This window comes from Sphingomonas canaveralia (assembly GCF_047238125.1).
Classification (GTDB): Bacteria; Pseudomonadota; Alphaproteobacteria; order Sphingomonadales; family Sphingomonadaceae; genus JBDFMH01.
Genome location: NZ_JBDFMH010000001.1, coordinates 2,252,838 through 2,267,506 on the forward strand (window position 1 = coordinate 2,252,838; position 14,669 = coordinate 2,267,506).

Consider the following 14,669-nt stretch of genomic DNA (forward strand, 5'->3'; position numbering starts at 1 on the left):
GTTCAGCAGCAGGTGAGTTCGGCAAGAAGCGGCTCACACAGTTCGGCGCGACCATCGCAGCAGTCCCTGACGAGAAAGGTCATCAGCGCCACCAGCGACGCGACGTTCGCACGCTGGATCTGCTGTCGCCCGCGCTTCTCTGCGGTAACGAGACCGGCCTTTGCCATGACGGCCAGGTGCGTCGAAAATGTGCTCTGGCTGAGGCCGCTGGCGTCCACCAGAGTGCCGGTCGGCAGTCCTCCGGGCTCGTGGCGGATCAACAACCGGAAGGCGGCAAGCCGCGTTGGGTGCGCAAGCGCCGAAAGCGCGGAGATTGCCGATTCATTATCCACGCATCGGGTTTAGCCGATCGTTCCAGCTTAACAAGATACATCGGGATTACACGATGGGATTCGTATCATCGGATCGTTTGCCCACAAACCAGGCAGTCGCCACGATAGGCTCCTTATTGAATTGGGCGCGGCTGTTCTGCGCGAGTACTCAGCCCTGTCCTACAGCGTCCAGGCGGGTTAAAGAGAACCTAGTTCTTTCCCATATCCGGTGCACTACCGCTCCTGCGCTAGCAGGCGCGGTGGCACGGGGCGCCCTGTGCCGGCCGCAATCTCGGCGGCTCGCCTGCGCGATACCCTCGCACAATCGCTGCTTTCGCTGCTTTCGGGTGATTAGCCCAGCGAGCCCAGCACCATCATATAGGCCAGCCGCGCCTCGTTCGGCGATGGGCGCAGGATGTTCAGCTCGCGGCGGCGCGCATCGGCCTCGCGCATCAGCGCGAGCGGGGACTGGTCGCTGCCGTCGGTGAGCAACCCGGCGAGATCGACGTCGAGCTTGGGGGTCGCCTTGCCCGGCGGCTCGCGGGTCAGCGGTTCGCGGCCGTCCGCCATCAGCATGCCCGGCAGGTCGGTCCCGTCCGGTCGGGCCGGCACGATCGCGGGGGAGAAGGCTGGCGCCGCCTCGACCGGGCCGTCCACCTTCTTCGCCATCAGCCGATAGACCTGGCCGAGCGTCCGGGCGCTGCCATCGCGCGTATAGAAGATCGACCGGTTGGCCGCGGCCTCGCGCGGGAACAGCGCGGCGGCGCTGGCATCCGGGTTGGCATCGGCCGCCTTCAGGAAGCGCTTGGCGCCCGCCAGCCCCAGGAAGTGCGCGAAGTACAGGTCGCCCGAACTGGCGGTGCGGCCCAGCGCGGCGGACAGGCCATCGGCATTGTCGGAGGCGAATTCGCCCGCCATCAGCGATGCCGCATCGGCATCGGTGCGCAGCCCGAACACCGCCTGGCGCAGCGCGGGATCGCGCACCGTCCAGCGGCTGCCGCTGCGCTCGATCGCGTCGGATGCCCAGCCATAGCCATGCTTGGCGCCGTGCTGCTTCAACACGCCCAACCAGCTCTGGTCGATGAACTGGTACAGGCCGGAGGCGGACGAGGTCGTCGCCTTCGCGGTCGGGTTCAGGCCGCTCTCGCTTTTCGCCTGGCGCAGCAGATAGCCGAAATCAACGCCCGTCCGGCTGGCCGCGCGCGCGATCGAGCGGGTGACCGCTTCCTTGCGATCGGCGATGTTGACCGACTGGATCGACATTTCAGGTCCGGCACCTTCTGGTTCATCTTCCCCGATGCGCCGAATTGCTTAACAGCCGGTTAGCCACGATCGCATCGCCGCGGTTGACGCATCCGCAACCTTGGCCGAGTGAAACGGCCGCCATGACAGACAGCAGCCCCGCCCGCCCTCCCGTCCTCGTCACCGGTGGCGCCGGCTATATCGGCAGCCACGCCGTGCTGGCGCTGCTCGATGCCGGGTGGGACGTGACCGTGCTCGACAATCTGGTGACGGGTTTCCGCTGGGCGGTCGATCCGCGCGCCGCCTTCGTCGAGGGTGCGGTCGAGGATATCGATCGGGTGACCGCGCTGATCGCCGAACGCGGGATTGGCGCGATCATCCATTTCGCGGGATCGGTGGTGGTGCCCGAATCGGTCAGCGATCCGCTCAAATATTATCGCAACAACACTGCCGCCAGCCGCAGCCTGATCGAGGCGGCGGTGGCCGGCGGGGTCCGCCATTTCATCTTTTCGTCGACCGCGGCCACCTATGGCATCCCGGATGCGGTGCCGGTGGCGGAAGAGGCGCCGAAGCGGCCGATCAACCCCTATGGCATGTCGAAGCTGATGACCGAGACGATGCTGGCCGATGTCGCCGCCGCGCATCCGATCAACTATTGCGCACTGCGCTATTTCAACGTCGCCGGCGCCGATCCCCAGGGCCGTTCCGGCCAGTCGACCGCAGGCGCCACCCACCTGATCAAGATCGCAGCCGAGGCGGCGACGGGCAAACGCGGCCATGTCTCGGTGTTCGGCACCGATTATGCGACCGCGGACGGCACCGGCGTGCGCGACTATATCCATGTCAGCGACTTGGCCGATGCGCATGTCCACGCATTGGAAGCGCTGATCGCGTCGCCACGCGAAAGCCTGACGCTGAACTGCGGCTATGGCCGCGGCTATTCGGTGCTGGAAGTGCTCGACGCGGTCGATCGCGCCACCAACGCCATGATCGTGCGGCGGATGGAACCGCGCCGCGCCGGTGATCCGGATGCGCTGGTGGCGGATAATCGCGCGATCCTGGCGCGATTGCCCTGGCGCCCGCGCCATGCCGATCTCGATCGGATCGTGGCCGATGCGCTCGCCTGGGAACGCGCGCTCAGCGATCGGGCATAAGCGGCAGGCCCGCGGCGCGCTTCGCCTGGATCGCTGCGATCACAGGCCGCATCGCCTCCGCCCGCTTGCCCCAGCGCGGATGGGTGCCGTCGCTGATCGGAGTCCGCGTCCGCCGGCCGATCCGATCGGCGAAGCGAAGCGCGGCGTGCGGATCATAGCCTGCCCGCGCCATCAGCCATAGCGCGAGGGCATCCACCTCATATTCCGCCGCGCGCAGCTTCGCCCCATTGCCGCCGAGTCCGGCGAACAGCCCGCGCGAGACGCCCGCCGCATCCAGCCGCGCCCGATCGCGGGCGATGATGTGTGCCAGTTCGTGCGCGACCGCGAACGCGATCTCGTCATCGTCGGCCGCCAGATCGACCAACCCGGCATTCAGCGAGATCAGCGTGCCCCCCTTGGACGCACCGATCGATCGCGATGCGACGACCTGGATCCGTGCGGCGCAGCCGGCGTCGGCGATCAGCGTGAAGCGCAGCGGTTGACTGCCGCGCATAACGTCGAGCGCCACCGGCCCACGGGCGAGCGCCGCATCCAGTTGGGCCTGTGCAGCGGCTACGCCATCGAAACTGGGGTCCTTGCCATCGGGCACGCTGGCGGCCGGGATACCGCCGATCGCAGTAATGGCATCGTCCGCCCGCAAGCCCGCCCGTTCCGCTGGCCCGCCGGCCACCACCGCTGCGATCGACGGACCCGCGCCGAACCCGAACAATGCCCGCGCCTCGGGTCGGATCGCCGCGCCATATTGGCCGGCGGTATGCATTACGAGCCCTGGTTGCACGCCGCTGTCCCCGCACAGCGCCGCACCGGCGGTGAACAAGCGATAGCCGACGGTCGCGACCGTTCGATCCTGTGCCCGCAGCGACTCGAGCATGGCGCGTTCGTCTGCGTCAGCCTGCGCGGGGGACGCGGCTGCCAGCCATGCGACGGCAAGCAATCCTGTCCGCAAAACAACTTGCGCCCGCATCCGCCCGTCGCGATATGGGATGCGGCACCGCACCATAGGGTTGCGGTCTAGCGCGATCAGCGCTTTTGTCGAGTTGTCGGACGAGTAAGATGAGCCGAGGACCGGAGTCGAGCTTTGAATAGCGAAGCGAGTGCGCTCCGTGCCCATATGCTGGTCGACACCGAGGGCGCCCCACTTGGGCTGCCGCGGTCCAAGGAAAGCCTGCGTCTCCAGTTCTACATCGGACTGGCGCTATGCGATGCGTTGATGATCGCGCTCGGTACGCTGGCCGCCGATCTGATCCGGAACGGCGGCCCGCTGTTCGGGCCCACCGGGCTCAACGTGGTCGCGGTCCTGGTGCCGATTTACTTGGCCGCCGCCTTCAACAGTCGGGCCTATGCGATCGAAGTGCTGGTCGATCTCGCGGTCGGCATCAAGCGGGCGCTGCTGGCGTTCGCGGTGGCATGTGGCGCCATTCTGCTCGTCGCCTTCTACCTGAAGGCCTCTTCCGACTTTTCACGGATCATGTTCGGGATCGTGATGCTGCTGGGGGGCGGCCTGCTCGCCATGGGGCGGGCCGCGATGGGGAGGCTGGCACGCAAGCTGTTCGCGGGCTCCCCGCTCACCGAGGTCGTCATCACCGACGGCGTGCAATCGACCCGCGGTGGCGACTGGCTGATCGATGCGCGGGTGGCGGGGCTGCATCCGCGGCTTGATGACCCTTTGCTGCTCGATCGCCTGGGCAAGCTGCTGAAGAATGCGGACCGCGTGGTGGTGGCCTGTCCGCCCGAGCGTCGAGAGGCCTGGGCGGTGGCGCTCAAGGGCGCCGATGTCGATGGCGAAGTGCTGCTGCCCGAGCTCGATCATCTCGGCACGTTGGGCATGGGCGACTGGCACGGGCAGAAGACCATGATCGTCTCGGCAGGTCCGCTGACGATCGAGGAACGCGTCACCAAGCGTCTGCTCGATCTCGCGGTGGCCGGCACGCTGATGCTGGTGCTAGCACCGCTGATGCTGGCGGTGGCGATCGTGATCAAGATCGATAGCCGCGGCCCCGTGCTGTTCCGCCAGGCGCGGATCGGACGCGGCAACCGCCATTTCTCCATGCTGAAGTTTCGATCGATGCGGACCGAGGCGACCGACCAGAAGGGTGAGCGCTCGGCCGATCGCAACGATGATCGGGTCACGCGGATCGGCCGACTGATCCGCGCGACGAGCATCGATGAATTGCCCCAATTCCTGAACGTGCTGGTCGGCGACATGTCGATCGTGGGGCCCCGCCCGCATGCGATGGCATCGACAGCGGAAGACGCATTGTTCTGGGAAGTGGACCAGCGCTACTGGCACCGACACGCGATCAAGCCCGGCATGACCGGCCTCGCCCAGATCCGCGGGTTCCGCGGCGCCACGCTGCGGCGCGCCGATCTCGTCAACCGCCTGCAGGCCGATCTCGAATATCTTTCCGGCTGGACGATCTGGCGCGACGTGTCGATCATCCTCGCCACGTTCCGGGTGCTCATCCACAAGAATGCGTTTTGATCGACACACTTAGATTGCGGTTCGGCGACAGGGCGGCTAGCGACCGGGCATGGAGATGTTCCTGCTCCTTGCGGCCGTCGTCGCGCTACCGCTTGCCGCCTTCGTCGCATCGCGCATGATGCGCGCCCGCCATCGGCGCGCCGAGAAGCGCCGCCATCATCGCAACCGCTATCAGATCGGCATCCCGCGCGAGGACACGCCCCCGGAGTGACGCTCAGCGCCGAACGCGGCGTTGTTCGAGCAGCCAGCGATAGAGCGCGGGATCGTCGTAGGTCGGCGTCCAGCCGTCATGCCCGGTGGCGGGATAGATGGTCAGTCGCGGCTTGCCCCCGCAGGCGCGGATCGCCTCCACCATCGCAAAGCTTCCCACGGGCGGCACCACATCATCGGCGTCACCATGAAAGGCCCAGACCGGCAGGTCGCGCAACGCGCAGGCCTGCGCGGGATCGCCGCGACCGCTGACCGGCGCGATCGCCGCGAACAGGTCGGGGGCCGACGCCGCCCAACGCCAGGTGGCATGCCCCCCGCGGCTGAGCCCGGTCAGGTAGATGCGATCTGCATCGACTCGCCAGCGCCGGCGAACCGCGGCCAACAGCGCGTCGAGCTTCGCGACATCCCAGTCCGCATCGGCGGCCAGCAGCGGCGAGACGAGTAGAAACGGAAAGCCGGGATGGTCTGCCACGATCTTCGGCGGGCCATGGACGCGGACCTTGTCGATATCCTCGCCGCGCTCGCCCGATCCGTGCAGGAAGATGATCAGCGGCCAGCGTTGCGACCTGGCCGCAGCATAGCCGCGCGGCACGAACAGCTGGTAGCGATAGCCGCCCTTGCCCGCAGCGGGCTGCGGTGCCTGGCTGCCTTCGGGCGGCGGTGCTGCGCCCACCAGCAAGAGCGCCATCAGCAGGATCGACATCCGCTTCACTGCCGCAACACCTCCACGTGGATCGGCCGCCCCGTGGCCGGGATCGCCAGCCCCGCCACGCCAAAACGCGCCGCCTTGCCGTCGATCAAGGCTCGGCCCGGTGTCCCACCGAGCGGCCAGGGCAGCAGGAAGCCGCCGGGCGGCCGCGCAGTGCCGCCGATATCGACGATCAGCCGCCGGGCGTCTGCACGAATGGCCAGGTCCAGCTTGCCCTCCGCCGTCGCCAGGCCGGCGATGCCGGATCCCGCCCCGTCCAGATAATCGGGGGCCAGCCCGGCGGCCAGCACCAGCGCGCGATCATCGGGCCGTTCATAGGCGAACATGTCCAGCGCGGCGCGGATATAGTCGGACGAGATCCAGGCATGCGGCATATCACCGATGAAACGGATCTCGCGCGGATCGCGGCCGACCACTTCCGCCCAGCCGTTCCATGCACCAGGCCGGCGGTCGCCGAAAAAACCGTCCAGCAGCGGCTGAACGCGATCCCGCCATCCCAGCCGCACAAAGCTCGAGACATTCCTCAGTTCGTAGGGCGTATAATCCTTCCAGGCGGCGGTGCCCGCCCGCCGGGCCCGTTCCTTGGCCCAATAGAGCTCGAACGTATTCGCCAGCAGCGCAGGATCGAGCCGCGCCTGTTCGCCCGCAGGATCGAGCGCCATCGTCGTGGAGGTGGCGTCATGATCGCCGAGGCTGGTCGCGCCGGGGATATAATCGATCTTCCAATGCACCGCAGCAGCGGCGATCGCAGCGTGGATATCGCGCTGGAACGCATCGCGCTGTTCGGCATAGCGGTCGGCGCCCGCATCGCCCGTCTCCGCGGCCAGGAAGGCCATGTCCTTGTAACCGCGCAGCGCCCAGAAATCGTCCCACAGGCTGTATTGGGGCTTCGCCGAATAGCCTTCGTGGCTGATCGAGGGCGGCATCAGCCCGTAGAGCATCCGCCGGCCGGCCGCGAGATTGGCCGCGGTGCGCTCCGACTGGCGAAGTCCTTCCATATAGGCGTGCGCCGCGACCAGCTTCGGCCAGAACTCGGCGATCAGCGCCTTGTCACCTGTGTAGCGATAGATCTGGGTGACGAGGTAGATGAACTGCCCGTGGCTGTCATTCTCGGGCACCGGATCGGCCCCGCGCCGATCGACGCAGCACGGCACCTTGCCGTTGGCGAACAGATAGGGCGCGAACCAGCGCGCATAGGCGATCGCGTCTTCGGTCCGGCCGAGCCGCAGCAGGCCATCGGCGATCATCGCGCCGTCACGGATCCAGCTGCGATCATAGCTGCGCGTGCCGGGCTTCAGGATCGCGCCTTCGCGGCTCATCAAGATATGCGCCAGCGACGTCCGCACGGTATCGGCCAGGTGTTGGTGACGCGGCGGGACGCGGATCGTGACCGCATCGAGCTTCGCGCGCCACTCCGCTGCGACCGCCGCGTGCGCCGCCGCCACATCCGCCGACGGCGCCTCTGCCTGCGGCTGCCCCGCGAACGGCAGAATGACCGGCACCATGCGGCTCTCGCCGGCGGCCAGATCGAGATCATAGGCCATCACCGCCGAACCAAGCCCGGTCGGATCATCGATCGCGCGTGCCGTTGTCGGCCCGATCGCCGCGGCCAGCGCGCCACCTGCATCGAACCCGGCCAGCGCCAGCCCCGTTGGCCGATCGATTGGCACCAGCCGGCGCACCACGGCGGCATCGCCTGCGATCGCCGGCGGCGTGGTGACCGACAGGGCGCTGCCGTCCCAGCGCAGTGCGGAGATCGGGCTGACCCCGCCGCGCTGGCCCAGGAACTGGGCGGGGTGATTCACCTGGAGCGGACGGACGGCCAGCAAAAGCCGCAACCGGCGCGGCACAGCAGCGCGATTGGTGACGCGGTATCGCGCGATCATCCGGTTTCGTTCGGCGAAGAGGCTCGTGTCCAGCTGCCAGTCCGGCCCGTCCCAAACCACGTGCGGGATCGGCAGATAATCCTGCTCGAGCGATTGGCGCGGCCGGACATCCGCCCAGGATATGCGCCTGCCGTCGATCTCGATGAACGGCTCGATCGAATAGCCGCCCTTGCCCGTCTCGATCGCGCCATCCTCGCCGATCAGGCCGCTGTCGGGGCCACCATCGGGGCCGACCAGCGTCCAGTAGCTCTGCTCACCCGAAAAGCCGCGCGGCCAGGTACCGCGCGGCGCCTCCGCCGCGATCGATCGAACGAAGTCGTTCGGGGTCGCCGCCCATGCCAGCGGCTTGATCGCCACTTCGGCCAGCCGCGCCGGTTGATCGGGCATGATCCGCAGCCAGCGCGTCGCGGTTTCGGGCAAGGCGATCGGATCGCGGCCGCCATTGCCGTCGCTTACGGTCCGCAGCAGTCGCCAGGTCCGCCCGTCATCCGAAGCCTCGATACGATAGGCCGGTGCCGGCCTCGTCCAGTCGAGCACAAGTCCGCCGAATTCACGCACGCCTCCGAAGTCGATCGTGGCAGGCTGTCCGCCGTTGGCCGTCCAGAAAGTCTGCGGATCGCCATCGATGATCGCCGGTGCGCTGGCGCGCGGGGCCGGCAGCGCTGCGGCCGGCGGACGCGGGGTCAGGCGCAGCGAGTCGATTTCGACATGCCCCGACCCGCCATCGCGCCCGCGCACCACGACCAGCTCGATCGCGGCGGCACGCGTCAGCGGCGCATCGGCGACCGGGCCCCAGGCGAATGAAAGCTTGCGGCGCGGGATCCGCACCGTTTGCCATTCGGCGGTGGGGCGGACATTGGTCTGCGGATACCACCAGACGGTATCGCCGCTCGCATCGACCAGCTTGAATTGGAGATCGTTGACGCCACCCCGCCCGCGCATCCGGAAACTGATTTCGTAATCGGCCGGAAACGTGATCGGCAGCGAACGCCGCGCATAGGCATAGCCGGAGACCTGGCCGAAATCATAATCGAGCCGAAGCGCCCTGCCTTTGTCCCCCAGTGCCAGCCCGATCCGCGCTACGACCCCATCGGAGGCACGTGCCGACCACGGCGCAGCATTCTCGAACCCGTCGAGCAGGATGGGCGCGGGCGCGGCGGCGGCCAGCAGCCAGGCGGCCAGCAGGCTCATCCCAGCCAGCCGCCGGTGAAGCCAGCGCGCTGCAGGCCGCGGCGGATGATCGGCGATCGCCGCATCGTGCGCCACACCAAATCGTCGCGATGGTTTGCGATCATCGCCAGGATCGGGCCTTGATCGATGCCGATATGATCCTCCGCCACCCAACCGTGCCGACCATCGACGCGGCCGCGGTTCAACGGCACGTCGGCATAGGCGAAACTGGGGTTGAAGCTGTCGATGAAGCCGTAGCGGCCCCAGATCCGTGCGCCATGATCACGCTGCAGGGCGGCCGCGCAGGGGATCACGATCTCCGGGGCGAACGGCAATGAAGCGATCGCCGCGGTCGGCGCGATGGTGCCATCATCGAACCCGTCCGGAAAATCGATCTGGCCGCGTGCGGAATAGCCGCGATAGAAGCGGTCGACGCCGTTCAGCGGCAAGGTCGCGTCAGCCGGCCCGTCACACGCCGTCAGCCCCCAAACATCCTCCGAATAGCCCGACCAGCCGAGTGGATTGGCGATCGCATAGGCGCGCTGCGCATAAGTGGCGCGGCGGCTGTTCTCGAAATAGTCGAACCCCGCCTCGCGCATCGCGGTATCGCGGATGCCTCGGAAATCGATCCAGACATGGCTGTACTGGTGGCCGAAATGTGGTGCGAACGCCAGATGCCGGGTCGCGCCCTCGCCCCGCCATGAACTGGGATAGCTGCGGGTCCATCCTGCCCAGGCGGCGGGTTCCAGCGCATGGGTCGGACTGGCGAGCGCCAGCACGTACAGCAGCATGGCCTCGTTATAGCCATACCAATCCTTGGCGATGAACCCGATCTCGGGCAGCCAGCCCATCGATACCAGCGGCGGTCGGGTAACCGCCCAGCGCCAGTCGATCCTCGCGTAGAGCCGGTCGGCCAGATCGCGGATCTCGGCTTCGCCCGGATCTTCGGCGTCGAACCAGGCGGCCGCGAACAGCACGCCGCCCATCAGCAGCGTGGTATCGATCGTCGAAAGCTCGCAATCCCGAAACCGCGTTCCCGTATCCATCCCCAGGAAATGATAGAAGAAGCCCTTGTGGCCGATCGTGCCGGTCGGATCGGGGCCCTGCTTGCCTGCCCAGAAGAAGCGCAGCGTGGCCAGCGTGCGATCGCGTGCCGCCGCCCGCGTAATCCAGCCGCGCGTCACGCCGACCGGAAGCGCCGTCAGCGCGAAACCAACCGCGGCGATGCTGCAGAAGCTGGGCGAGGGCCAGCGATCCGGCGCCAGCCCCGTCCTGGGATCGGTGGTATCCCAGAAATAGCGGAAGGTTCGTTCCTCGATCGCATCGAACAGCGGCGGCAGCCGGGTAGAGCCGGCGGTGGCGAGCGGAGCGCGGGCACAGCCGGCGGCAAGCAGTCCGCCGGCGGCCGAGCCGGCGAGGAATTCGCGGCGCCTGATCATGAGTACGCATACCAATCAGAAAAAGACGGGACCGCCTGGGGGAGCGGTCCCGCAGAGGGGGGTCAGAAGCGGTATGATGCGCGGAACTGTACGCGGCGCGGCAGGGTCAGCAGGTCGCGCCCGATCCGTGCGGGCAGCAGCGGATCGGTGGCATTGGTGAAGTCGTCGAAACCGCTATAGTTCTTGTTGTTGAAGGCGTTGAACAGATCGACTGCCAGGCCGATCTTGTGCGTGTCGAACAACTCGATCTCCTTCTCCAGCGTGAAGTTGACCTCGCAATAGGCGAACAGGCCGATGCAGTTCTTCTCCGGATAGGCGGATCGGATCTCGCGCAGATTGACGCTGGACCCGGCCGTCTCGTCGTTCACGCGGAAGGCCTGGCCGCTGCCGAGCGTGCTGAGCGTGGAGAAGCGGAAGCCGAACGGCAGATCCACGATGCCCGACAGGACCAGGCGATGCCGTTCGTCGCCTGCCCGCGGCCGCCAGCCATAGGCATCGGGCGTGATCTTATCGAGGCTGAACAGATCGTTGCCGTTCTGCTCCCCCTTCGACAGCGTGTAGGCGATATTGACGCCCCAGCCCGACGCCTCGGTGTAGTTCTTGTCGAGCGTGAAGAAGAGCGCCTTGTAACGCGTCTTGAGCCCGTCGACGCCGATCAACACGTTGGCGAAGCCGTTGGCGCGCGGCACACTGGTGTCGCAACATTCGCCGGCCGCGTTGCGGGTGGCGAACAGATAGGTGTAGCCGTCGTTACCACGGATGTAGGTGCCGGTGACGGACGCCTGGAAAATGCCGATCTTCTGACGCACGCCAAGGCTGAACTGATCGGTCTTCGGCGGCTTGGCATCATTCTTCACCGCGAACAGCTCGGGCAGCCCGGTCTGCGCGGTCGCGCGCAGCTCGAGCAGGCCTTCGCGGGTCAGATAGCGATCATTCCAGACAACGGTCGGATTGCCGTCGCGCGGCTGACCATCGCGCGAGAAGTAGAAGGTGCCGGTGGCGTATTGCAGCCTGAACTGCTCATCGAGCGTGTTGTTGAAGACATTGCGGTCGTAATAGCGGCCATAACCGCCGAACAGCACCGTGCTCTCGTCACCGAAGAAATCGTATGAGAAGCCCAGGCGCGGCTGGAACGCCTTCTTGAACGGCGGCCGGTTGCTGCCGTCGGTGATATAGTCGGCAGGATCGAAATAATCGGTGCGCGGCAGGCCGAGCAGCGTGGTCACCGCCGCCGGCGGCGTCACATAATCATTGTTGAACAGGTTACTTTCGAAATCCCAGCGCAGGCCGAGGTTCAGCTCCAGCTTCTCGGTGATCTCCCAATCATCCTGGATATACATGCCGAGCTGGCTGTTGGACGCCTTGATCCGCGGATCGCCGATGCCCAGCCGCGCTTCGGCCGGGAAGCTGAAATCGAGATCATTGCCGGGATCGGCATCGTTGCGCGTATCGTTGCGGAATGTGTAGCGCGGCTGCACGAAGAAGCTCTTCGTGAAATCATAGTCCTGCACCGAATAGCGCAGGCCGGCCTTGACGACGTGGCGGCCCGCCGCCTCGATATCATCCAACGTCACGTCATTGCGCAGCACGATGCTCTGCTGGCTGATGCGCTGCGTCGAATCCTTGCCGCCGAAGGTAATCACCCCGGCATATTCGAAGGTCGGATCGTCCGGGTTCAGCGACGTGGGGTTGAATACATAATCGAGCAGGCTGGCCGAGAACTCGTTGGTCCAGCCATCCCCGCGATAGGTGTGCTTCAGCAGCCAGGTATCGACCGTGTTCTTCTTGTTCTCCGCCGCGGTCCGCGCGGTCTGGCCGCCGAAGCCCTAGATGTCGGTCTCGATCCGCTTGTTGTAGCTCAGATCGAAGGTCTGCGCGTCATCCGGCGTGAAGGTCAGCTTGCCGAAATACAGGTCGGCGCGGAACGGACTGACGAACGATCCCTCGAACTGGCCGAACGCGGCGATATTCTCCGGCGTGCGGTTGCCCAGCTCGACGTTGAACGCACGATCCTGGTCGTTGCCTTCATACGCGCCGAAGAAGAACAGCTTGTCCTTGATGATGGGCCCGCCCAGCGACACGCCATATTGCTTGCGTTCGAAAACGGGCTCGGGCCGGCCGGCGCGCTTGTCGAGGATGCTTTTGGCCGACAGGCTTCGGTCGGTATAGGCGCCGAACGCCTCGCCGTGGAATTCGTTGGTGCCCGATTTGGTGATCGCAGTCACGATCGCGGCCGAGGCTTGCTCATATTCGGCCTTGTAGTTCTGGGTCAGCACCCGGAACTCCTGCACGGCCAGCTGGCCGAACGGGTTGCCACGCGAATCCTGCTGGCCGGCGATACCGCCGTCGAGGACGTTGTTCTTCAGGCTGACGCCGTCGATGAACACATTCACCCCCGCCCGCGTCGACGCGCCGGACTGGATGCCCTTGTTCGTCTCGCTATCGATATACTGCACGCCCGGGGCGAGCGCGGCGAACGACAGGAAGTTGCGGTCGGTTTGCGGCAGCGAGCGGATCTGTTGCTGACTGATGTTGGTGGCCACTTCGGACGTGCGGCTTTCGACCAGAGTGCCTGCCGTCACCACGATCTCGTCGCCGTTGCTCTCGGTCGCGGGGCCAGGCGCAACGGTCTCGGCGGATGCGGCCGCCAACGTCAGGTTAAGCGTACCGACCCGCCCGACGGCGACCGTGGCGCGCGTCGCGACCGCTTCGCCCCCGGCGCTGGCCTCGAAACGATATTCGCCCGGAACCAGACCGCTGAAGCTGAAATTGCCCGCTGCATCGGCAGTCGTGGTCAGCCGGCGATTGGTGCCGGTGCTGGTCGCGGTCACGGTGGCGCCTGCCGCTGGCTGGCCCGCGGCTGTCGTCACGCGCCCGCGGACCGCCGATGTCGTGGTCTGGGCCGCGCTCGGCGCCACCGCCACGATGCCGCCCGCCAGCATCGTGGCACAGGCAAGCGCTGCGCGGATCGCTCCAATCTTGGTGTTGGTCATGCTTCTTCCCCTTTTGAAACGGATCCCGTGTCCCGGCGGCTGGTGGTGCCGCGGATGACGAGTTCGGGCGTGACGATCTCGACAGCGCCGCTTTCCGGTCGCGCGTCGATCGCGTCGGCCAATCGCGCCACCGCGCGCTCGCCAAGCGCAGCGACATCGATGCGCATCGTGGTCAGCGCCGGCGTCACGTAACGGGCGATCGGCACGTCATCGAAGCCGGCCACGGCGATCCGGTCCGGAACGTGGATGCCATGTTCCCGCAGCGCCATCAGGCAACCCAGTGCCATCATGTCATTGGCGGCGAAGATCGCATCGATCTCGTCCAGCCGCGGCAGCAGCGCGGCGACGGCATCGGCCCCCGCCTGATCGGTGAAGTCGCCCGCGATCATGAGCGGCGCGCGCGTGATGCCGGCTGCCTTCAAGGCGGCGTTGAACCCTTCGATCCGCTGTTCGGCGTCGGCATTGCCACGCGGCCCGGCCAGGTGCGCGATCCGCGTCCGGCCGATCGCCAGCAGATGGGCGACCATCGCTTCCGCGCCGGCGCGATTGTCGACACGGATCACGCCGCGTCCCTGGGTATCCCCTGCCGTATTGATCAGGATCGCCGGCAGCGCACCGCCGCCGCCGGCCAGGATTGCCGCGGTATCGAGGTGGGGAGCCATCACCACCAGCCCGTCGACCCGGCCGCGCATCGCGCGCAATGCTGCGATCGCCTGGTCGGGATCGGCATGCATGTTCGACAGCAACAGGTTGAAGCCAAGTCGGCTCGCCTGCCGATCCATGCCGCGCACCAGTTCGGAAAAGAATTCGCCGTGCAGATCAGGCAGCACCACGCCGATCGCATGCGCGCGCTTGATGCTGAGGCTGCGGGCGCCGGCATGGGGAACATAGCCCAGCGCATCGGCTGCGGCACGGACGCGATCCGCCGTGGCGGCGCGCACGTTGGCCATCCCGTTCAACGCGCGCGAGGCCGACGCCACCGACACGTCGGCCATACGGGCGACATCTCTGATCGTGGCGTGCGCCATGCCTGTCGTCACATCCTCCACCCGCCTGCACCTTGTCCCGATGCT

General features: G+C 66.8%; 11 protein-coding genes and 1 pseudogene. 3 read left to right on the plus strand and 9 right to left on the minus strand.

What is annotated here, in order from left to right:
* Window positions 1-2: 2 nt before the first annotated feature.
* On the minus strand, window positions 3-332 hold the full coding sequence (locus ABC347_RS11305; protein ID WP_413245832.1) for an ArsR/SmtB family transcription factor: 330 nt from the start codon (window positions 330-332) through the stop codon (window positions 3-5).
* 330 nt (window positions 333-662) lie between these two features.
* Entirely contained in the window at window positions 663-1,574 is a 912-nt protein-coding gene (locus tag ABC347_RS11310) for a hypothetical protein (RefSeq protein ID WP_413245833.1), read from the minus strand.
* Between the two features lie 122 nt (window positions 1,575-1,696).
* Here ABC347_RS11310 and galE point away from each other — a divergent pair, with 122 nt between their 5' ends.
* On the plus strand, window positions 1,697-2,707 hold the full coding sequence (galE, locus tag ABC347_RS11315; RefSeq protein WP_413245834.1) for a UDP-glucose 4-epimerase GalE: 1,011 nt from the start codon (window positions 1,697-1,699) through the stop codon (window positions 2,705-2,707).
* On the opposite strand, the gene ABC347_RS11320 is transcribed toward galE, so the two are convergent.
* Window positions 2,691-3,578, minus strand: a complete 888-nt coding sequence (locus tag ABC347_RS11320; protein WP_413245835.1) for a M48 family metalloprotease — start codon at window positions 3,576-3,578, stop codon at window positions 2,691-2,693. The two genes, galE and ABC347_RS11320, sit on opposite strands and share 17 nt — an antisense overlap.
* Before the next feature lie 207 nt (window positions 3,579-3,785).
* On the opposite strand from ABC347_RS11320, the gene ABC347_RS11325 reads away from it, so the two are divergent.
* Entirely contained in the window at window positions 3,786-5,189 is a 1,404-nt protein-coding gene (locus ABC347_RS11325) for an exopolysaccharide biosynthesis polyprenyl glycosylphosphotransferase (protein WP_413245836.1), read from the plus strand.
* A gap of 49 nt (window positions 5,190-5,238) precedes the next feature.
* The gene (locus ABC347_RS11330; RefSeq protein ID WP_413245837.1) at window positions 5,239-5,400 is read left to right on the plus strand and encodes a hypothetical protein; all 162 of its coding nucleotides are present in this window, start codon (window positions 5,239-5,241) and stop codon (window positions 5,398-5,400) included.
* A 3-nt stretch (window positions 5,401-5,403) separates the two neighbouring features.
* Here ABC347_RS11330 and ABC347_RS11335 read toward each other — a convergent pair whose 3' ends face one another.
* The 6 genes and pseudogenes from ABC347_RS11335 to ABC347_RS11360 form a co-directional block, all read right to left on the minus strand.
* Window positions 5,404-6,102: a carboxylesterase family protein gene (locus ABC347_RS11335; protein ID WP_413247041.1), complete on the minus strand. Its 699-nt coding sequence runs from the start codon at window positions 6,100-6,102 to the stop codon at window positions 5,404-5,406.
* Between the two features lie 5 nt (window positions 6,103-6,107).
* Window positions 6,108-9,260, minus strand: coding sequence for a discoidin domain-containing protein (locus ABC347_RS11340; protein ID WP_413245838.1), 3,153 nt, complete (start codon window positions 9,258-9,260; stop codon window positions 6,108-6,110).
* Complete coding sequence (locus ABC347_RS11345; RefSeq protein WP_413245839.1) at window positions 9,182-10,603, minus strand: glucoamylase family protein; 1,422 nt, start codon at window positions 10,601-10,603, stop codon at window positions 9,182-9,184. Before ABC347_RS11345 ends, ABC347_RS11340 begins: the two co-directional genes overlap by 79 nt.
* Before the next feature lie 62 nt (window positions 10,604-10,665).
* A pseudogene (locus ABC347_RS11350) lies at window positions 10,666-12,375 on the minus strand (TonB-dependent receptor domain-containing protein); the annotation flags it as partial.
* Between the two features lie 54 nt (window positions 12,376-12,429).
* Entirely contained in the window at window positions 12,430-13,596 is a 1,167-nt protein-coding gene (locus ABC347_RS11355) for a TonB-dependent receptor (protein ID WP_413245840.1), read from the minus strand.
* Window positions 13,593-14,624, minus strand: coding sequence for a LacI family DNA-binding transcriptional regulator (locus tag ABC347_RS11360; RefSeq protein ID WP_413245841.1), 1,032 nt, complete (start codon window positions 14,622-14,624; stop codon window positions 13,593-13,595). The genes ABC347_RS11355 and ABC347_RS11360 overlap by 4 nt, the downstream gene beginning before the upstream one ends.
* Window positions 14,625-14,669: the final 45 nt, after the last annotated feature.

What these genes read in the sequence shown, in the direction of transcription:
- ABC347_RS11310 (WP_413245833.1), bottom strand. Translation starts at nt 1,574, where the DNA reads ATGTCGATCCAGTCGGTCAACATCGCCGATCGCAAGGAAGCGGTCACC.
- galE (WP_413245834.1), top strand. Translation starts at nt 1,697, where the DNA reads ATGACAGACAGCAGCCCCGCCCGCCCTCCCGTCCTCGTCACCGGTGGC.
- ABC347_RS11320 (WP_413245835.1), bottom strand. Translation starts at nt 3,578, where the DNA reads ATGCTCGAGTCGCTGCGGGCACAGGATCGAACGGTCGCGACCGTCGGC.
- ABC347_RS11330 (WP_413245837.1), top strand. Translation starts at nt 5,239, where the DNA reads ATGGAGATGTTCCTGCTCCTTGCGGCCGTCGTCGCGCTACCGCTTGCC.
- ABC347_RS11335 (WP_413247041.1), bottom strand. Translation starts at nt 6,102, where the DNA reads ATGTCGATCCTGCTGATGGCGCTCTTGCTGGTGGGCGCAGCACCGCCG.
- ABC347_RS11345 (WP_413245839.1), bottom strand. Translation starts at nt 10,603, where the DNA reads ATGATCAGGCGCCGCGAATTCCTCGCCGGCTCGGCCGCCGGCGGACTG.
- ABC347_RS11355 (WP_413245840.1), bottom strand. Translation starts at nt 13,596, where the DNA reads ATGACCAACACCAAGATTGGAGCGATCCGCGCAGCGCTTGCCTGTGCC.
- ABC347_RS11360 (WP_413245841.1), bottom strand. Translation starts at nt 14,624, where the DNA reads ATGGCGCACGCCACGATCAGAGATGTCGCCCGTATGGCCGACGTGTCG.